This window comes from Ruegeria hyattellae, from assembly GCF_041537925.1.
In the GTDB taxonomy this organism is placed as follows: Bacteria; Pseudomonadota; Alphaproteobacteria; order Rhodobacterales; family Rhodobacteraceae; genus Ruegeria_C.
Genome location: NZ_JBGOSH010000006.1, coordinates 41,316 through 58,562 on the forward strand (window position 1 = coordinate 41,316; position 17,247 = coordinate 58,562).

Here is a 17,247-nt window from a genome sequence, read left to right on the forward strand (position 1 = left end):
GACGCCTAACTTTCCGTGCTCGCGGTGTCGGTTTTGGTCTGGGCCGCGCGGGCGCGGGGACCGGTGAAATATTCCTGTATCCAGGGGTGGTCGACCGAGGGCATCATTTCGATCGGGCCTTCGACATAGACGCGTTTTTCCGCCAGCACCGCAACCCGGTCGCAGATCGCATAAAGGCTGTCGAGGTCATGGGTCACCATAAAGACAGTCAGGCCAAGCGCATGCTGCAATTCGCCGATCAACTCGTCATAAGCTGCCGCCCCGATCGGGTCGAGCCCGGCGGTGGGTTCGTCCAGAAACACGATTTCCGGATCCAGTGCCAGCGCGCGGGCCAGGGCGGCGCGTTTGCGCATGCCGCCCGAAAGCTCGGACGGCATCTTGCCACAGGCCAGCGGCTGCAGACCCACGAGACTGATCTTGAGCTGCCCCAGCGCACTCATCAGGTGTTCGCTGAGTTTGAGGTGCTCGCGCATCGGTGCTTCGACATTTTGCAGAACCGAGAGCGAGGAAAACAGCGCGCCGTCCTGAAACGCCACGCCCCAGCGTCGCTCGACACTCTGGCGGTCTTCGTCGCTGCCGTTCACCACGTCGACACCCAGCACCTTGATGCTGCCTGCGGCAGGGGTGTTGAGCCCCACGATGGTGCGCAGTAGCACCGATTTCCCGGTGCCCGAGCCGCCGACGATACCCAGCACCTCGCCGCGCCAGACATCGAGGTTCAGATCGTCATGCACCACCTGAGGTCCGAACTGGTTGCGCAGCCCGCGCACCTCGATCACCGCTTCGCGGGCTGCTGTGGCGGTCTGGGGCGCCTGCATCTGCATCACACCCCCAACTCGGAAAAGAAGATCGAGAACATCGCGTCGATCGCGATCACCATGAAAATCGACTGCACCACCGAGGCGGTGGTGTGCTGGCCAACGCTTTCGGCCGATCCGCGCACCTGCATGGCCTGCCAGCAGGCGATCACGCCGATCATCAGGGCAAAAAACGGCGCCTTGATCATGCCGACCAGCAGGTTCCACACATCGGTGGTTTCCTTCAGCCGCGTGATGAACATGCCGGGCGTCACGCCAAGGTCGATCCAGCTCATCAGTGCGCCGCCGAACAGCCCGGCCATGTTGGCGATAAAACCCAGGATCGGCATCATGATGATGAGTGCCAGCACCCGTGGAACCACCAACGCCTCGATCGGGTTCAGGCCGATGGTGCGCATGGCATCGATCTCCTCCTGCACCTTCATCGATCCGACCGAGGCGGTGAAAGCCGAGCCGGACCGGCCCGCGACGATGATCGCTGTCAGCAGAATGCCCAGCTCGCGCAGGACCGAAATGGCGATCAGTTCGACCACGAATACTTCGGCCCCGAATTGTTTCAGTTGCGCGGCGCCCTGAAAGGCCAGCACCACACCGATCAGGAAACCCATGAGCGCCACGATCGGCACCGCCTTCAGGCCTGCACTTTCCATCTGGCTGAACAGCGCCGCCCGGCGCAGGCGCCAAGGCTGCAGCAGCGTCAGAACCAACGCGGCCAGGGTTTCGCCAAAAAATGCCAGCGCCGACAAAAAGCCTTGCCAGCCCGAGACGGTGACCTCTCCCAACGAAATCAGAAAGGGCTTGATGCCGCGTTCGGGGGCGTCTGCATCCAACTCTGCGGGCAGGTGCTCTGTCACGGTGTCCAGCAAGGCGGCATGGGCCGGGCTTGCGCCGGTGATTTGCAAAGTGGCACCGCCGTGTTGCAGCCGTCTTTGCATGTCGGCAATCAGCCAGGCGCCGCTGGTATCGATGCTTTCAAGCTTCGAAAGGTCCAATTGCACATCGGGCAGGTCGGCAGAAATGCGGTCGAAAGCGGGTTGCACGTCGCCGACATACCGGGTGAGCAGCTCACCCAGAATCGTGATCCTCGTGCTGTTCGACGACTGCTCGATCGTCAATGACGGTTCTGCCATGGCCAAGTCATAGCGGTGGACATGGCCCGCGCAAAGAGGCAGTCGCGTAATGCGGGAAAAAACGTGCTCTTTGCGCCCCTTGGATCGGGCGTTGCGGGAAAGCCGGTTGCACGTGGTTTCGAACTTGTTTAGCAGGGGCGTCTTTTTTGATCGGGTGAAGCCATGCAGACGGATATTCTGGCCATAGATTTCGGCACGTCGAACTCTGCCGCCGCCATCGTGACAGAGCGGGGCGTGGCGCGGATACCGGTGGAGCAGGGGGGCGAAACCCTGCCGACCGCCGTGTTCTTTCCCGCCGACGAGGGGCCGATGCAGATCGGCGCACGGGCGGCCGAGGCGCTGATCGCGGGCGAAGAAGGGCGTTATATGCGCGCGCTGAAAAGCGTGCTGGGTCTGCCTTTGTTGCAGGAAAAGCGTCTGATCGGCGGGCGGCGGCGCACGCTATCGGGGATCATCACCGCATTCCTGTCCGAGATGCGCCAGCGCTCGGAGGCGGCGACGGGATTGACGTTCCGCCGGGCGCTGTCGGGGCGACCGGTGCATTTTCATTCCGACGCCCCGGCGCTGGATGCGCAGGCTGATGACGATCTGCGCGCCTGTTATCTGGCGGCGGGCTTCGAGGATGTCGCTTTTCTGGCCGAACCCGAGGCTGCAGCCCTGGCCAGCCATGGATTGGGAGATGCGGAGGAGATCGGGCTTGTCGTTGATATCGGCGGCGGCACCTCGGATTTCTCGGTCTTTCGCAGCACGAGCGCGGGGCCGGAGATCCTTGCCAGCCACGGGATCCGCCTTGGTGGCACCGATTTCGATCACGCGGTGTCGATGGCCCATGCCATGCCGCGGCTTGGACTGGGCGGGCAGTTGCGGCGGCAGATGGGGCCGGGTCTGCTGCCGGTGCCGCGCGCACCCTATGTTGATCTGGCCACTTGGGCAAAAATCCCGTTCCTCTATACCGGCGAAACCCGCCGGGCGGTGGCCGGGATGGCCCGGCTGGCCGTCGACCCGGTTCCGATGGGGCGCTTCGCCACCGTGCTTGAGATGGAGCTTGGCCACGAACTGGCCTTTGCGGTCGAGCAGGGGAAGATTGCGGCCAATTCCGGTGCCGGGGCGGGGTGGATCGAGATGGGGTTCATCGAGCCGGGACTGGCCGCAACCGTCACGCGGGACGCGCTGGATGCCGCGCTGGCAGAGAACCGGGCGCTGCTGCGCAAGGCGATGTCCGAGACGCTGGCACGTGCCGGTGTCACCCCGGAGCGGATCGGGCGGGTCATCCTCGTGGGCGGGTCAAGTCTGATGCGGTTTGTCGCCGATGAGATCGCGGTGCTGTGCCCGGGGGCAGAGCAGCTTTATTCGGACGCGTTTACTGCTGTGGTCGATGGTCTTGCGCTGGCCGCATATCGGGATGCCGGACAGTTTCCATGACCGCGAATGAATTGGTCTGGTGAATACCCGGCAACCGGTTGATCCGGTCGCCCAGAACATCGCGGAAATGCGCGATGTCGCGGGTGCGCACGGTCAACAGGTAATCAAAGGACCCCGCGACCATCAGGCAGGTCTCGATTTCGGGAATGTCGCGAACCGCGCGGTTGAAATCCTCAAGCGACGTATCGGCGGTCGCTGCGAGCGAGACCTGCACCACCGTCAGGTGGCCCTGCCCCAGACGTTCCTTGTCCAGCAGGGCACGGTAGCCGCTGATATAGCCGCTCCGTTCCAGCCGTTTGACACGCTCGGAACAGGGCGTATTGGTCAGGTTGACGCGCGCGGCAAGCTCGACGATCGACAGGCGACCATTCGCCGCCAGTTCGGCCAAAATACGTTGATCGATGCGATCTAATTCCCTGCCCATCAGGTTTTTTCCCTTTGAAATGCGCTAACAGAAAGAATTTTTACTGCAATTTCCCTAAGAATAAACCCATTCCCTAGTGATTATTCCTGATACTGCACAAAGGCTGGCCTAGAAGTGACATCTTGTCGCAACAGCCTTTTTGGGGCCTGATGGTCCGACCAAAGAAAAGAAAAGACAAAACGGAGGACAGAAATGACCGTCAAGATAGTCATTGGACTGGACGGGACGGAAACCGGAGGTCGCGCGATCGACTTTGCCAAGGATCTGGCCACGCGGCTGGATGCTTGCGAATTGCTTTGCGCCTATGTGATCGAATGGTCACCCTTCACCTTCCAGACACCCGAGGAAAACGCAACGCGGCACAAGCGGCGTGAAGAAGAGATTGAAACTGCGACCAGTCGCGTGGTGGACCCCGCGGTCAGCGCCCTGAAAGAGGCGGGCTTCAACGCCAGCGGCATCGTGCGCCATGGCGACGTTGCCGAAACGCTCAACACCATCGCGGTGGATAACGGGGGCGCGCAGATCATCGTTGGCCGGGCCTCGGAACACGGCTTTACCAAGCGCATTTTCGGCAGCTCGACCCAGAACCTGGTCATGCATGCCGATGTGCCAGTCACGGTCGTGAACTAGGAGGGACAGCAATGAGAACGATTAACAAACTCGCACTGGCCGGTGCGACGGCCCTTCTTGCCAATCCTGCGATTGCGCAGGAAGCGCCGGGGTTGGATGAAAAGATCAATCAGGCATTTGCCAATCTGACAGGGCCGTTCGTCAGCTTCATCTTCGCGCCTTTGCCGGGCACGAGCTTTCCATGGATCGTGATGTGGCTTGTCGTCGCCGCGTCGGTTTTCACAATTTACTTTGCCCTGGTGCAGCTGCGGTTTTTCAGCCATGCCATCAGCCTGGTCAAAGGCGATTACTCCGATCCTAATGATGCGGGCGAGGTCAGCCACTTTCAGGCCCTTGCCACTGCGCTGTCAGGCACGGTGGGTCTTGGTAACATTGCCGGTGTTGCGGTTGCCGTTGGCATTGGCGGGCCGGGTGCAACCTTCTGGATGATCCTTGCCGGCCTTTTGGGCATGGCATCGAAATTCACTGAATGTACGCTGGGCGTGAAATACCGGAACGAATACGAAGACGGCACCGTTTCGGGCGGTCCGATGTATTATATGTCCAAGGGCTTCAAAGAGCTGGGCTTGCCGGGTGGTGGCTTCCTGGCAATCCTGTTCTCGATCTTCTGTATCCTTGGCGCGCTGGGCGGGGGCAACATGTTCCAGGCCAATCAGGCGCATCAGCAGATCGCGGGCATTGTCGGCGACTATCCCGGCTGGATCACCGGTCTGGTCTTTGCGGTTGTGGTGTTCATGGTGATCGTGGGCGGCCTGAAATCCATCGCTCGGGTGACCGAAAAAGTCGTTCCGTTCATGGGTGTTCTGTATGTGCTGACCGCGTTGGTCATCCTCATCATGAACGCCGACATGATCGGCTGGGCGTTCGGCCAGATTTTTGCCGGTGCCTTCACGGGCTTGGGCGTTGCCGGCGGTATGGTCGGTGCACTGATCCAGGGCTTCAAACGGGCGGCCTTCTCGAACGAAGCAGGTGTCGGCTCGGCTGCCATCGCTCACTCGGCGGTAAGGACCAAAGAGCCGATCACCGAAGGGTTCGTGTCCCTGCTGGAGCCGTTCATTGATACGGTCGTGATCTGTACGATGACTGCTCTGGTCATCATCATCACGCAGCAGCTGATCATCGATCCGGAAACCGGGAACTACATGTTGAACGAAGCCGGGACTGCGATTGCAACCGTAGACGGCAACTCGGGCGTCAGCCTGACCTCTGCCGCCTTCGGCAGCGCGTTCAGCTTCTTCCCGTATATTCTGGCGGTCGCGGTGATCCTGTTCGCCTTCTCGACCATGATCAGCTGGTCCTACTATGGCCTCAAGGCCTGGACCTATCTGTTCGGCGAAGGTCACACCAAGGAACTGATCTTCAAGGTCATCTTCTGCATCTTCGTGGTTATCGGTGCTGCCGCCAATCTTGGCCCGGTCATCGACTTCTCGGATGCGGCGATCTTTGCGATGGCGGTTGTAAACGTCTTTGCGCTCTACTTCCTGATGAAGAAAGTGCGCGAAGAGCTGGCCTCTTATTCCTCCCGCCTCCAGAGCGGCGAGATTCGCAAGTTCGAACACTGACAAAACCGAACCGGGGCGCTGCGCGTGCCCCGGTTCACCTCTGCGGCCCTGCGGGGGCCGCCCTTTCCCGACATGTTTCAGTGAAAATCCCGGCTGGGGAACAGCCGCTTGGCCTGTTCGCGCGGATGCATGGCGCGGGGTGGCTGGCGCTGCGGGCGTGGGGCGTCATCGGCTTGCGGCTGGGTGATGCCGATGGCCTCATCCATCGGGTGGCCCAGCTCGGTCAGGCGGTGAGACATGTCCTGGATGTCCTGCGCGATCAGATGCACCACGATGCCTTCGCGTTGCAGATAGCCGGTCACCCGCAACAGCCGCCCGCCCATCACGACGCGTCGGAACCGCCCATAGACCTTGGGCCAGACCACCACATTGCTGACCCCGGTCTCATCCTCCAGCGTCAGAAAGATCACGCCTGAGGCGGTGCCGGGGCGTTGGCGGGTGATGACCAGACCGCAGACATGGGTGCGGTTCAGCGGCGCTTTGGACAGTTGATCATGCGGTGTCAGGTCGGGCATCGAGGGGCGCAGCAGTTCCATCGGGTGGGCGCGCAGGGTGAGCCGCATCGAGACGTAATCCTCCACCACTTCCTCGCCCAGATGCATGACCGGCAGATCGACCTGCGGTTCGCGAATGCTTTCGCCGTCGATCGGGTCGTTGAACAGCGGCAGCGGCTGCTGCCCCCTGATCGCCTTGACCTGCCAGAGCGCGTCGCGGCGGGTCAGGCCCATATCAGTGAACGCATCCGCCTCGGCCAGCCGTTCCAGCACCGCCGGTCTGATCCCGGCGCGCAGCCACAAGGCCTCGGGGTCAGGATAGCCATTGCCGCGTGAGGCCACGATCCAGCCTGCGTCCTCTTCCTTGAAGCCCTTGATCTGGCGGAATCCCAACCGCAGCGCCAGCGCCCCGTCGGCGCGGCGTTCCAGCCGGTTGTCCCAGGTCGAGGCATTGACGCAGATCGGCCGCACCTCGACCGAATGTTCGCGCGCGTCGCGCACGATCTGGGCGGGGGCGTAGAACCCCATCGGCTGCGAATTCAGCAGCGCGCAGGCAAAGATGGCCGGGTGATGACATTTCAGCCAGGCCGAGACATAGACCAGCATGGCAAAGGCGGCGGCATGGCTTTCGGGAAAACCATATTCTCCGAATCCCTCGATCTGGGAAAAGCAGCGTTCGGCAAAGGGCAGTTCATAGCCGCGCTCCAGCATCCCGCCGACAAAGCGGTCGCGGAAACTGCCGATCGTGCCCATCTTGCGGAACGTGGCCAGCGAGCGGCGCAGGCGGTCGGCCTCTTCGGGGCTGAAACCGGCGGCCACCACCGCGATCTGCATCGCTTGTTCCTGAAACAGCGGCACGCCCAGCGTCTTGCCCAGCACCTCCTGCAATTCGATCGAGGGAAACGCGACCGGCTCGCGCCCTTGTCGGCGGTTGATATAGGGGTGCACCATGCCGCCTTGAATGGGGCCGGGGCGGACGATGGCGACCTCGATCACCAGATCGTAGAATTTGCGCGGGCGCATCCGGGGCAGAAAGTTCATCTGAGCCCGGCTTTCCACCTGAAACACCCCCACCGCATCTGCCTTGCAGAGCATGTCATAGACGGCGCTGTCCTCTTGCGGGACCGTGGCGATGCTGAGGTCTTGACGCTCATGCAGATGCATCAGGTCAAAGGCCTTGCGGATGCAGCTGAGCATGCCCAGCCCCAGCACATCGACCTTGAGAATGTTCAGCGCGTCGATATCGTCCTTGTCCCATTCGATGATCGTGCGATCCTCCATCGCGGCGTTTTCGATCGGGCAAAGCTCGTCCAGCCGTCCCTTGGTGATCACGAAGCCGCCCACATGCTGGCTGAGATGGCGGGGAAAGCCGATGATCTCGCCGATCAGGCGGATGGTCTGGGCCAGCCGCCGGTCGCTCAGGTCCAGCCCCAGTTCGCGAATCCGGTCGAGATCAGCTCCGCCATTGGACATCCCCCAGATCTGGCCCGAGAGGCTGGCGGTCACGTCCTGGGACAGCCCCATCACCTTGCCCACCTCGCGGATCGCGGCGCGCGAGCGGAAATGGATCACCGTGGCGCAGAGCCCGGCGCGGTGGCGGCCATATGTCTGGTAGATATGCTGGATCACCTCTTCGCGGCGTTCATGTTCGAAATCGACGTCGATATCGGGTGGCTCACCGCGGTATTTCGAGACAAACCGCTCAAAGACCATGGTGATCTGGTCGGGGCCGACATCGGTGATCCCCAGCGCGTAACACAGGATCGAATTGGCCGCCGAACCGCGCCCCTGGCAGAGGATGCCCTGGCTGCGGGCATAGTGCACGATGTCATGCACGGTCAGGAAATAGGCGGCAAAGCCCAGATCGGCGACCAGTTTCAGCTCTTTTGCGGCCATTTCCAGATAGCGCTGCGGCACGCCATCGGGACAGCGGCGGCGCAGCCCCTCGCGGGTCAGCCGCTCCAGCCGGGTCTGCGGAGCTTCGCCATCGCTGATCTCGTCGGGGTATTCATAGCTGAGCTCGCTCAGGTCAAAGCTGCATTTCGCGGCAATCTCAACGGTGCGGCGCAGCGCGGCGGGGTGGTGGCGGAAGAGGCGCGCCATATCCGTCGCCCCTTTCAGGCGGCGTTCCCCGTTGGGCAGGGCGCGGGTGCCGATCTGGTCGATGGTGATATGCTCGCGCATGCAGGTCAACACATCAGCCAGCTGTTTGCGACCGCCACGATGCATCAGCGCATCGCCCACGGCCACCATCGGGGTTGCGCAGCGCTGCGCCAGCGTGGCACAGGCATTGAACCAGCCCTGATCCGACCCGTCATAGCGCGGCGCGGCCCCCAGAAAGACATGGCCGGGAAAGCGGCGCTGAACCTGCCGAATCGCGCTGATATTCGCTTTCAACGGGCCTTGCGGCAGGGCAATCAGGATCATGCCGTGCCCGGCTTGCAGCAAGTCGCGCAGATCGAGATGGCAGTCGCCCTTTTCGGCCCGCCGTTTGCCCAGCGTCAGCAACCGTGTCAGCCGCTGATAGGCGGCGCGGTTGCGGGGCAGGGCGAGCCAATGGGCGGGGCTGTCGCGCAGCACCAGACGGCAGCCGGTGATTAGCCGGGGCAGATGCACTGTTTCGGGCCGCGGAATGTCACTCGGATTGCCGATTTCCTGACGCGAGCAGCTATCGGTGCGGTGCTGCGAGGGGATGCGGATCGTCTCTTCAACGCCGCGCTTCAGCTCTTTCAGCGCTCGGAAGGCCCGCACCACACCGGCCAGCGAGTTGCGGTCGGTAATGGCGATGGCCGACAGCCCCAACTCGGCGGCGCGGGTCACCATTTCCTCAGGGTGCGAGGCCCCGGTGAGGAAGGTGAAATTCGTTGTCACGCACAGCTCGGCATAGCGCGATGCTGGCGGTGTGATGGCAGCGTCGGGCAGGGTCATGCAAACTCTCCCTGCACGAACCAGCCGGGGTTTTGCGGGGTATGGAACAGCCACAACCGGCGGCCCTGCCGGGTTTCCACATGCCAGTAATCGCGCAGGCCCGACCGCCAGTTGTCATCGCTCAGCCACCATTCTGGCGCGATGCGTTCCGGTCCGGTGGCGCGACCGGTGGTCAGCGACATGCGCCGCCAGCGGAACTGGCGCGGCGGATGGGGACCGGTGCCCGCAATCGGTTCGGGCGGGAACAGGCAGAGCGGGCGCGGGCGTGGCGCGCTCCAGCCGCGTTCGGGGCGCGAATAGGCGGCGGGCGCGATCAGGAAGCTGCGCTCGGGGATATGGCTGTCGGCGGGCAGGAAGCGCTGCACATTCTCCAGCCCGATCCTTGTGCCGATCCGGGTGACAAGGTCATCCAGCCGGTCCTGCCGTCCGGTTGCGACATGGCTGACCTGCCGGACCGGCAGCGGTTCGACCTGCACCGCCTCAAGCCGCAGCTGGTCGATGCCGAAACCCGCATCCACCGCGTCCACGCCGCGCTGGAACAGCGGCAGGATGCGGTGCGGATCGCGCAAGGCGCGGGCCAGCCGCAGCTCGACCTGCTGGCTGTCCTGATCGACCCGGCGCAGGGTCAGGGTCAGCACCCGCGCGCCGGTCTCCTGCGCTTTCAGCTTGGCGCAGAGCTGGTCCAGCAGGCGCGCGGTGCCCGCCATCACATCCGATGTCAGGCCGATGGGTTCGGGCAGGGTCATGCGGGTGCCGTAATGGGGCGGATCGGCGAGCGGAGAAAGCTCTTCGGGCTGGGTGCCCAGCGCCTGATCCAGCCGCATCATCAGAGAAGTCCCGAACCGGCGCGCCAATGAGGCGCGCGATGTGCGGGACAGATCGGCAATGGTTAGCAAACCCAGCCGTTGCAGGGCGACGGAGGTTGCGTCCTCGACCCGCAGCGCGGCAACGGGGAGGTTTCCGATCGCTTCCAGCATATCGCCCGGCGCGGCCACACCGCCGCCATGACGGGCCAGCGCCCAGGCGGCCCCGCGGGTGTCCCCCATGCCGACCCGCACCGTGATTCCCGCCCGGGCGAATCGCTGGTGGATATCTTGGATCAGTGCCGCCTCGCCGCCCAACAGGTGGGTCGCACCCGTGACGTCGAGTACCAGCCCGTCGCGCCCCTCAAGCCCGACCCAGGGGCAATAACGCGTGGCCCAGCGGCGCAGGGCGATCAAAAACCGCTCGTCGGCCTGCGGATGGGCGGGCTGGCTGATCAGATCGGGGCAGAAGGCGCGGGCATCGGAATAGGACATGCCCCGGTTCAGGCCCTGATCCTCGGCCACCTGGTTCAGGCAATAGAGGCGGTTGGCGTTGCTTTCAATCAGGGTCAGGGCAAATGGCCCCTCAGCCGGGCGCGCCCGCAGAACCCGGTCGCTGGCCAACCGGGGGAACCACAGCGATACGACGCGCCGAGTGATCCCATCGAACATCCCAGACCCCCAATGTTCCTGATTTGTTCTTAATAAGCTCCCACCGCTGCCGAGTCGAGTCCTGCGGATCGAATACCGGCGCGCAGGACCAGCGCGTCTCAGCCGCGTTGCTGCCCATGCCGTCGGGGATCAGTGCCAGCGCGGTGGCCTTGCCGTCACGTGCGGCCAGTTGCAGCCGCCGCCCGGCAGTCAGGTCGAGCGGCTTGCTCAACTCGGTCACAACCAGCGACACCGCTCCCGAGCGCAGCGCCTCTTCGGTCACCGCCAGAGCGTCGGTCTGGTCCCTGGCCGAGGCGATCAGCAGGTGGGCGGGGTCGAGGATCGGGTGGAACCCCGATGGGGTAAGCTGCGCTGCCTGCCAGGCTTCGCGCACCCAGATCACCGGTCCGTCCAGCCGCGCGGCCAGCACGAGGGCGAAAAACACCGCACCGGCACCGCAGGCCTCATGGGTGCGATGTTTTTTGGGCGGATAATAGGGGATCGGGACGTCAGTCATCAGCGGTAAGTATAGGCAATCGGGGCAGAGATGCGAGAGCATCTCTGCCACAGGATGCCAGGTTCACGCAGGGTCAGTGGGTCACTTTCGGTGCGATCACATCCAACGCCATGTCGGGATTGGTCGCCTGTGCCCAGTCTTCAGCTTTCCAGCCCTTGTCCCACATGAACATGAAGGGCCGTTCGGACAGGATGCAGTAGGGGTTGTCGTCCAGCGTCAATCCCTTCAGGCGGGCATCCTGCCCGGCCTTCACGATATCCAGCAGGTCATGCGTCCGCTTCTGCACGGCGTCCGCAACTTTGTTGTTCCACAGCATCCTTTGGTCCTTTCACGGGTTGCGTTACCTTCACGGGAGGCTGGGGTCACCGGGTCGCGAACCCTCGCCCAGCCTTGTTCCGTGAAGAACAAACCGCAAGTAAGCAGCAGAGGGTGCCCATCAATAGCGTGGCCGGAATGCGGTATCCATTGGCCGGAATCCGAACAGGGCGACCAAAACAGAGCACATCCCGGCAGAGTTTCAGGACCGGCGCAGAGGGCGCCACAGGCCCCCGATCTCGTGCCGGGCCACATGTGTTGTCATGAGCAGAGCAATCATCAATCCGGTGACAACAGCGGCTGCGGTTCCGAACCAGACCCCGATTTCGTCAAAGCCCCAGACGCCGACAAACACCCATACGAAGAATGCCACGCCAAACGCCTGTCGGTAGAGGCTGATCCAGACCGTCCAGATGGGCCGTTTCAGCGCCTGCAGCAAAGAGTTGATCGAAAACAGCAGCATGTAGGCCGGCAGGATCACGCTGTCGACGCGCAGATAGCTCAGGCCGACGCGGATCACCTCGGGGTCGTCGGTGAACAACCCCAGCAAGGCCCGACCGAAGATCCAAAGTGCCGGCCCAGCGATGGCTGTCATGACAAACCCAACTTTCCAGCACTGGAAGACCGCCATGCGGACACGGTCGAAATTCCGCGCGCCGAAATTCTGCGACGCGATCGGCAGCAGCGCGCCGGTGACGCCCAAAACCGGTAGCAACAGGATCTGTTCCAGCCGGATGGCGACCCCAAAGCCCGCGATGGCGTGCTCACCAAAGGTCTTCAGGGCAAACTGCAGCACAAAACCCGATAGCAGCATCACCATGAACGAAACGGCGGTCGGCAGGGCCTGCATTGAAATCTCGGCGAATTTCGACAGGCGCGGGACAAGGTTTGCCAGCCTGAGCCGGCGCATGCGACGCCGCCTGAGAACCTGCCGGATCATGAACACCATCACTCCGGTCTGGCTCAGCACGGTCGAGACGGCCAGACCATCGAACCCGATGCCCGGGATCAGGCCGGGTATGCCGTAGATCAGCAGCGGATTGAGCCCGATATTGGCAAAGAAGGCGACCATGAGCGCGCGCTGCATCGACACGGCATCGCCATGCGCCTGCAAAATGCCATTGCACCCGAAGGCCAGCAGAAACCCCGGTAGCGCCAGCAACAGCCAGTGGAAATACCGCAGCCCCGCCTCGCGATAGTCGCCGGGTTCCGAGACCATCCGGATCAGCGCCGGGCCATACCAGAGCCCGGCCAGCGCCAGCAGGACTGCCGCGACCAGCCCATAGCTCAGCCCCTGCGCCGCCAGCCGTCGGGCAGTGCGGTTCTCGCCTGCGCCCAGGGCATTGCCGACCAGCGCGCTCATTGCCGCGCCAAGGCCGACGCCAACCGAGATGGCCACGAAGAAGGCCTGAAACCCCAGCGCCAGCCCGGCCTGTGCGCTGGTCGACAAAAGCCCGGCAAAGAACATGTCCACGACGTTGTAGAGCGTGTTGAACAGCATTCCGACCGCGGCGGGTATGGCCAAGGCGCGAAAATGCCCCGAGATCGGCCCGCGTGTCAGGTCAAGCTCGACGGGCCCGGCCATGTCAGCTGCCCGTCACGGGCGTTCGGCCTGAACGGTGAGGAAGACAAACTCGGGCGTCAGCACCTCAACGAAACCGTGGTTCAGCTCGGCGTCGACACTGATGCTGTCCCCGGCAACCAGCGTGAAGCGGGCCTCGCCGTAGCGGTAGATCGCCTCGCCCTCCAGCGCCTGCACGAAGACGACACCGTGGCCGATATAGGTGGGTGGGTGCCCACCTTCGCGCAACAGCGTCACCCGGCGGGCCTGAAACCGCAGGTCGGTGCGGGAATGCAGCGCCAGATTGACATATTCGTGGCTGTGGTCCCCGGCGATTCGGGTCGATTTCAACCCCTCGCCATGGCGCACCAGCGTGTAATCGGTGTGATCGGTGCGGGCTTCGCGGAACAGCGAGACGATGGGGACCTGAAGCGCCTCGGCCAGAGCAGCCAGCGTGTCGATCGAGGGCGAGACCAGCCCGTTTTCGATGCGGCTGACCATGGCGGCGGATATGCCCGACTGTTCGGCCAGGCGGCGGGCCGATTGCTTGCGGCTCTGGCGCAACTCCTTCAGCGAGGCGCCGATGGCGCGGTCGATCTGCCTTCCTGGTGCGTCACCCTGCATGGTTCATCCTGTCACTCGCTGGCGTAATATCCCACAACATCGCCCTCGGTGGTTACGCCCAGCCCGTTCAATAACCGGTTGGCGTAATTGAAATATCCCACGATTTGGTTGATTTCGAGGATTTCTCCATCCTGCCAGCCCGACGCCTTCAGCGCGGCCGCATCCGCCTCGGCCATCGTGCCCGGCGACAGGGTCAGTTTCTCGGTATAACGCAGCGCGGCGAGTTCTGCCCCGTCAAAGGCTTCCTGGGGGCTGCGGGCCTTCAGTGCCGCCTCGATCCGATTGGCGCGGGCGTCGTCTCCGATCAGGTGGCGGGCGTTTGCCCAGTGGTTGGCATAGGAATAGGGGCAAGCGTTCAGCGTGGACACGTAAGAGCTGATCACCTCCTGAAACCACATCGGCACGGTATTGGCGGGGTCGTGCAGGCAGGCACGGTACAGGATAACATGCCCGTTCATTGTGTTGGGCCGCAGCGAGTGCACCCGCATCACGTTGTCCACCGTCCCGTGCGGCGTGCGCGCCAGATCCAAAGCGGCGCTTAACTGGTCGTCGGCATCTTCGTCGGATATCATCCTGATCCAGGCAGACATTCACGGCTCCTCTCTTGATCGGCGGTTCAACCCTGGGGCAGCCTGAGGCGAGACCCTGAGTTTTTTATTGACGAGTATTGCATATTAAGCAACCATATTGAACAGAGTGCAACAATTTTGGGGATTCTGAGGCCTTGCCCGATTGCTCCACCCAGTCGCATCGCCAGCCCGGCGCCCGCTATGCGAACGGTTCCTGCCTGAACGGGGACCGGCGCTCTGAGTCGGTCAAAACCCGCAACGGGCCAGACATTGCAAACATCGCAGGCACCACATGACCCAGGCTGATCCAATGATCGAAGTGACCAACCTGGACAAGTTCTATGGCGCATTTCAGGCGCTGAAGAATATCGACCTGACCGTTCATCAGGGCGAGAAGGTTGTGATCTGCGGCCCTTCTGGGTCGGGAAAATCCACGCTGATCCGCTGTTTCAACGGGTTGGAATGGCATAATTCCGGGCGTCTCGTGATCGACGGAATCGAGGTCTATGAGGGCGCCAAGGACATCCGCGAACTGCGCCAGGAAGTGGGCATGGTGTTCCAGCAGTTCAATCTGTTTCCGCATCTGACGGTTCTGGAAAACCTGATGATCGGACCGATGAAAGTGCGCAAAATTCCAAAGGCGCAGGCCGAAGAAACCGCGCGCAACTATCTCGACCGTGTGCATATCCCCGAACAGGCAGACAAATACCCTGCTCAGTTGTCCGGCGGCCAGCAGCAACGCGTGGCGATCGCGCGGTCTCTGTGCATGGAAACCCGGATCATGCTGTTCGACGAGCCGACATCCGCACTTGATCCCGAGATGATCAACGAGGTGCTGGACGTGATGGTCGAACTGGCCGAGACCGGCATGACCATGGTTGTCGTCACCCACGAGATGGGTTTTGCCCGCAAGGTCGCCGATACAATGGTCTTCATGGAGGCGGGCCAGATCGTCGAAATCTCACCGCCCGAGCAATTTTTTACCAACCCCTCCAGCGAACGCTGCCGGCTGTTCCTGGACCAGATTCTGGCCCATTGAGGTGAGCGATCTGGGAATATCACGGCCAAGCGGTCAGGAGTTGCCTAAACCTCCGTTTCACAAGCGGTTCTTCGGATCGGTTCCGGTCTCGGTCACCATCTACGCGATTATCGTCGGGCTGATCGCCTATGGCGCCTATGCCGGGGCGCAGGGCATGGGATATAACTGGCAATGGTACCGGGTGCCGCAATTCCTCTACCGCAACACCGAGGTCGGCTTCGAATGGGGCGAGATACCGATCGGGCTGGTCGCCACGATCAAATTGTCGGTCACCGCCTTTCTGCTGGCCACGGCGATCGGTCTGCTGGTGGCGTTGTTGCGGCTATCCGGTCTGGTGATCGGGTCGGCGGTTGCGGTAGGATATCTGGAACTGATCCGGAACATCCCGCTGCTGGTTCTGCTTTATCTGTTCTATTACGTGCTGGGGCCGATCTTTGGCTTCGATCGCTATACGGCCAGTATTCTGACCCTTGCCGTGTTCCATTCAGCGCTGATCTCGGAAATCCTGCGCGCCGGGATCAACGCCGTTCCCGCGGGCCAGTGGGAGGCCGCCAAGTCGATCGGGATGAGCCCTTATCAGACCTATCGCTATATCATTCTGCCGCAATCTGTCCGGTTCATGCTGCCACCGATGACCGGCGAGGTCGTGCATCTGATCAAATCCTCGGCGATTGTCAGCGTGATCGCAGTTGCCGAACTGACCACGTTCGGGCGCAACATCATTTCCGATACCTACATGAGTTTCGAAATCTGGTTCACCATCGCGCTGGTCTATCTGGTGGTGACCCTGATCCTGTCGATCGGCGTATCGCATCTGGAGAAGAAATATGCCGTCGACCAATAAATCTGAAAAATTTACCGGACAACAAGGAGAACCAAGATGAAGCTTTCCCGCAGAATGCTCGGGGTTGCACTGGGCGCGGTCGTGGCGACTGGTATGACGACCTCAAGCTGGGCGCAGAGCGCGACCCAGGAACTATCCAGCGAAAGTGTGATCGAAACCATCAAACAGGACGGCGTGATCAGGATCGGCCTTTCACTGTTCGTGCCTTGGTCTATGCGCGACAAGAACGGCGATCTGATCGGGTTCGAACTGGATGTCGGGCGCAAACTGGCCGAGGACATGGGGGTCGAGGTTGAATTCGTGCCAACCGCCTGGGACGGTATTATTCCGGCGCTGGTGTCGAGCAATTTCGACGTGATCATCTCGGGCATGTCGGTGACTGCGCAGCGCAACCTGACCATCAACTTCACCGATCCCTACGCCTATTCCGGGCTGGCGATCCTGGTGAACAAAGAGATGACAGACGGGATGTCGCGCGACGATCTGAACTCGCCGGACGTAACCTTCACAGCGCGACGTGGGGCAACCCCGGCGACCGTGATCGCCAAGGCATTCCCGGATGCCAATCTGTTGCTTTTTGATGAGGACGGCGCGTCAACACAGGAAGTCCTGAACGGCAACGCCCACGCAACCATGGCGTCGCAACCGACCCCGAACCGCGAGGCCGGCCGCAACCCCGAGACACTGAGTGTGATGGAAGGTGAACTCTTTGATCCACGCGGTGAGGCTTTCGGCCTGCGCAAAGGTGATGCGGACGCTATGAACTTTTTCAATAACTGGATCGCACAGAATTGGCGGTCCGGCTGGCTGAAAGAGCGCCACAATTATTGGTTCGCCACTGAAGAGTGGGCTGATCAGGTCGCGCAGTAACTGAAACGACCCGGGGGCGCCTGCATCGCCCCCGGAACCCGAAACG

The 17,247-nt window shown here is 62.3% G+C and carries 16 protein-coding genes; 6 read left to right on the forward strand and 10 right to left on the reverse strand.

The window, feature by feature from the left end:
* Positions 1 to 5: 5 nt before the first annotated feature.
* Both AB1E33_RS15685 and AB1E33_RS15690 read right to left on the reverse strand, forming a co-directional pair.
* The gene (locus AB1E33_RS15685) at positions 6 to 818 is read right to left on the reverse strand and encodes an ABC transporter ATP-binding protein (protein ID WP_372578217.1); all 813 of its coding nucleotides are present in this window, start codon (positions 816 to 818) and stop codon (positions 6 to 8) included.
* Between the two features lie 5 nt (positions 819 to 823).
* On the reverse strand, positions 824 to 1,948 hold the full coding sequence (locus AB1E33_RS15690) for an MlaE family lipid ABC transporter permease subunit (protein ID WP_372578218.1): 1,125 nt from the start codon (positions 1,946 to 1,948) through the stop codon (positions 824 to 826).
* Between the two features lie 162 nt (positions 1,949 to 2,110).
* On the opposite strand from AB1E33_RS15690, the gene AB1E33_RS15695 reads away from it, so the two are divergent.
* Positions 2,111 to 3,370: an Hsp70 family protein gene (locus AB1E33_RS15695; RefSeq protein ID WP_372578219.1), complete on the forward strand. Its 1,260-nt coding sequence runs from the start codon at positions 2,111 to 2,113 to the stop codon at positions 3,368 to 3,370.
* Here AB1E33_RS15695 and AB1E33_RS15700 read toward each other — a convergent pair.
* Entirely contained in the window at positions 3,309 to 3,794 is a 486-nt protein-coding gene (locus tag AB1E33_RS15700) for an Lrp/AsnC ligand binding domain-containing protein (RefSeq protein ID WP_372578220.1), read from the reverse strand. The genes AB1E33_RS15695 and AB1E33_RS15700 overlap by 62 nt on opposite strands.
* Before the next feature lie 192 nt (positions 3,795 to 3,986).
* Between AB1E33_RS15700 and AB1E33_RS15705 the strand changes: the two genes are divergently transcribed.
* Together AB1E33_RS15705 and AB1E33_RS15710 are read left to right on the forward strand one after the other, a co-directional pair.
* The gene (locus AB1E33_RS15705) at positions 3,987 to 4,424 is read left to right on the forward strand and encodes a universal stress protein (protein ID WP_372578221.1); all 438 of its coding nucleotides are present in this window, start codon (positions 3,987 to 3,989) and stop codon (positions 4,422 to 4,424) included.
* An 11-nt stretch (positions 4,425 to 4,435) separates the two neighbouring features.
* The gene (locus AB1E33_RS15710) at positions 4,436 to 5,986 is read left to right on the forward strand and encodes an alanine/glycine:cation symporter family protein (RefSeq protein WP_372578222.1); all 1,551 of its coding nucleotides are present in this window, start codon (positions 4,436 to 4,438) and stop codon (positions 5,984 to 5,986) included.
* Between the two features lie 77 nt (positions 5,987 to 6,063).
* On the opposite strand, the gene AB1E33_RS15715 is transcribed toward AB1E33_RS15710, so the two are convergent.
* From AB1E33_RS15715 to AB1E33_RS15745, 7 genes are all read right to left on the reverse strand, one after another.
* A complete protein-coding gene (locus tag AB1E33_RS15715; RefSeq protein ID WP_372578223.1) occupies positions 6,064 to 9,408 on the reverse strand; it encodes an error-prone DNA polymerase in 3,345 nt (1,114 codons plus the stop codon).
* Entirely contained in the window at positions 9,405 to 10,883 is a 1,479-nt protein-coding gene (locus tag AB1E33_RS15720; protein WP_372578224.1) for a Y-family DNA polymerase, read from the reverse strand. Before AB1E33_RS15720 ends, AB1E33_RS15715 begins: the two co-directional genes overlap by 4 nt.
* Positions 10,798 to 11,379: an ImuA family protein gene (locus AB1E33_RS15725; RefSeq protein WP_372578225.1), complete on the reverse strand. Its 582-nt coding sequence runs from the start codon at positions 11,377 to 11,379 to the stop codon at positions 10,798 to 10,800. Before AB1E33_RS15725 ends, AB1E33_RS15720 begins: the two co-directional genes overlap by 86 nt.
* A 73-nt stretch (positions 11,380 to 11,452) precedes the next feature.
* Complete coding sequence (locus tag AB1E33_RS15730; RefSeq protein WP_372578226.1) at positions 11,453 to 11,695, reverse strand: hypothetical protein; 243 nt, start codon at positions 11,693 to 11,695, stop codon at positions 11,453 to 11,455.
* Between the two features lie 201 nt (positions 11,696 to 11,896).
* Positions 11,897 to 13,279, reverse strand: coding sequence for an MATE family efflux transporter (locus tag AB1E33_RS15735; protein ID WP_372578227.1), 1,383 nt, complete (start codon positions 13,277 to 13,279; stop codon positions 11,897 to 11,899).
* 12 nt (positions 13,280 to 13,291) lie between these two features.
* On the reverse strand, positions 13,292 to 13,879 hold the full coding sequence (locus AB1E33_RS15740; protein ID WP_372578228.1) for a helix-turn-helix domain-containing protein: 588 nt from the start codon (positions 13,877 to 13,879) through the stop codon (positions 13,292 to 13,294).
* 11 nt (positions 13,880 to 13,890) lie between these two features.
* On the reverse strand, positions 13,891 to 14,469 hold the full coding sequence (locus AB1E33_RS15745) for a carboxymuconolactone decarboxylase family protein (protein ID WP_372578229.1): 579 nt from the start codon (positions 14,467 to 14,469) through the stop codon (positions 13,891 to 13,893).
* A 271-nt stretch (positions 14,470 to 14,740) separates the two neighbouring features.
* Between AB1E33_RS15745 and AB1E33_RS15750 the strand changes: the two genes are divergently transcribed.
* Genes AB1E33_RS15750 through AB1E33_RS15760 form a run of 3 tightly spaced genes read left to right on the forward strand, consistent with a single transcriptional unit; the run spans position 14,741 to position 17,201 of the window.
* Entirely contained in the window at positions 14,741 to 15,487 is a 747-nt protein-coding gene (locus AB1E33_RS15750) for an amino acid ABC transporter ATP-binding protein (RefSeq protein WP_372578230.1), read from the forward strand.
* A gap of 1 nt (position 15,488) precedes the next feature.
* The gene (locus AB1E33_RS15755) at positions 15,489 to 16,331 is read left to right on the forward strand and encodes an amino acid ABC transporter permease (protein ID WP_372578231.1); all 843 of its coding nucleotides are present in this window, start codon (positions 15,489 to 15,491) and stop codon (positions 16,329 to 16,331) included.
* 36 nt (positions 16,332 to 16,367) lie between these two features.
* The gene (locus tag AB1E33_RS15760; protein ID WP_372578232.1) at positions 16,368 to 17,201 is read left to right on the forward strand and encodes a transporter substrate-binding domain-containing protein; all 834 of its coding nucleotides are present in this window, start codon (positions 16,368 to 16,370) and stop codon (positions 17,199 to 17,201) included.
* The last annotated feature ends 46 nt before the right edge of the window (positions 17,202 to 17,247 follow it).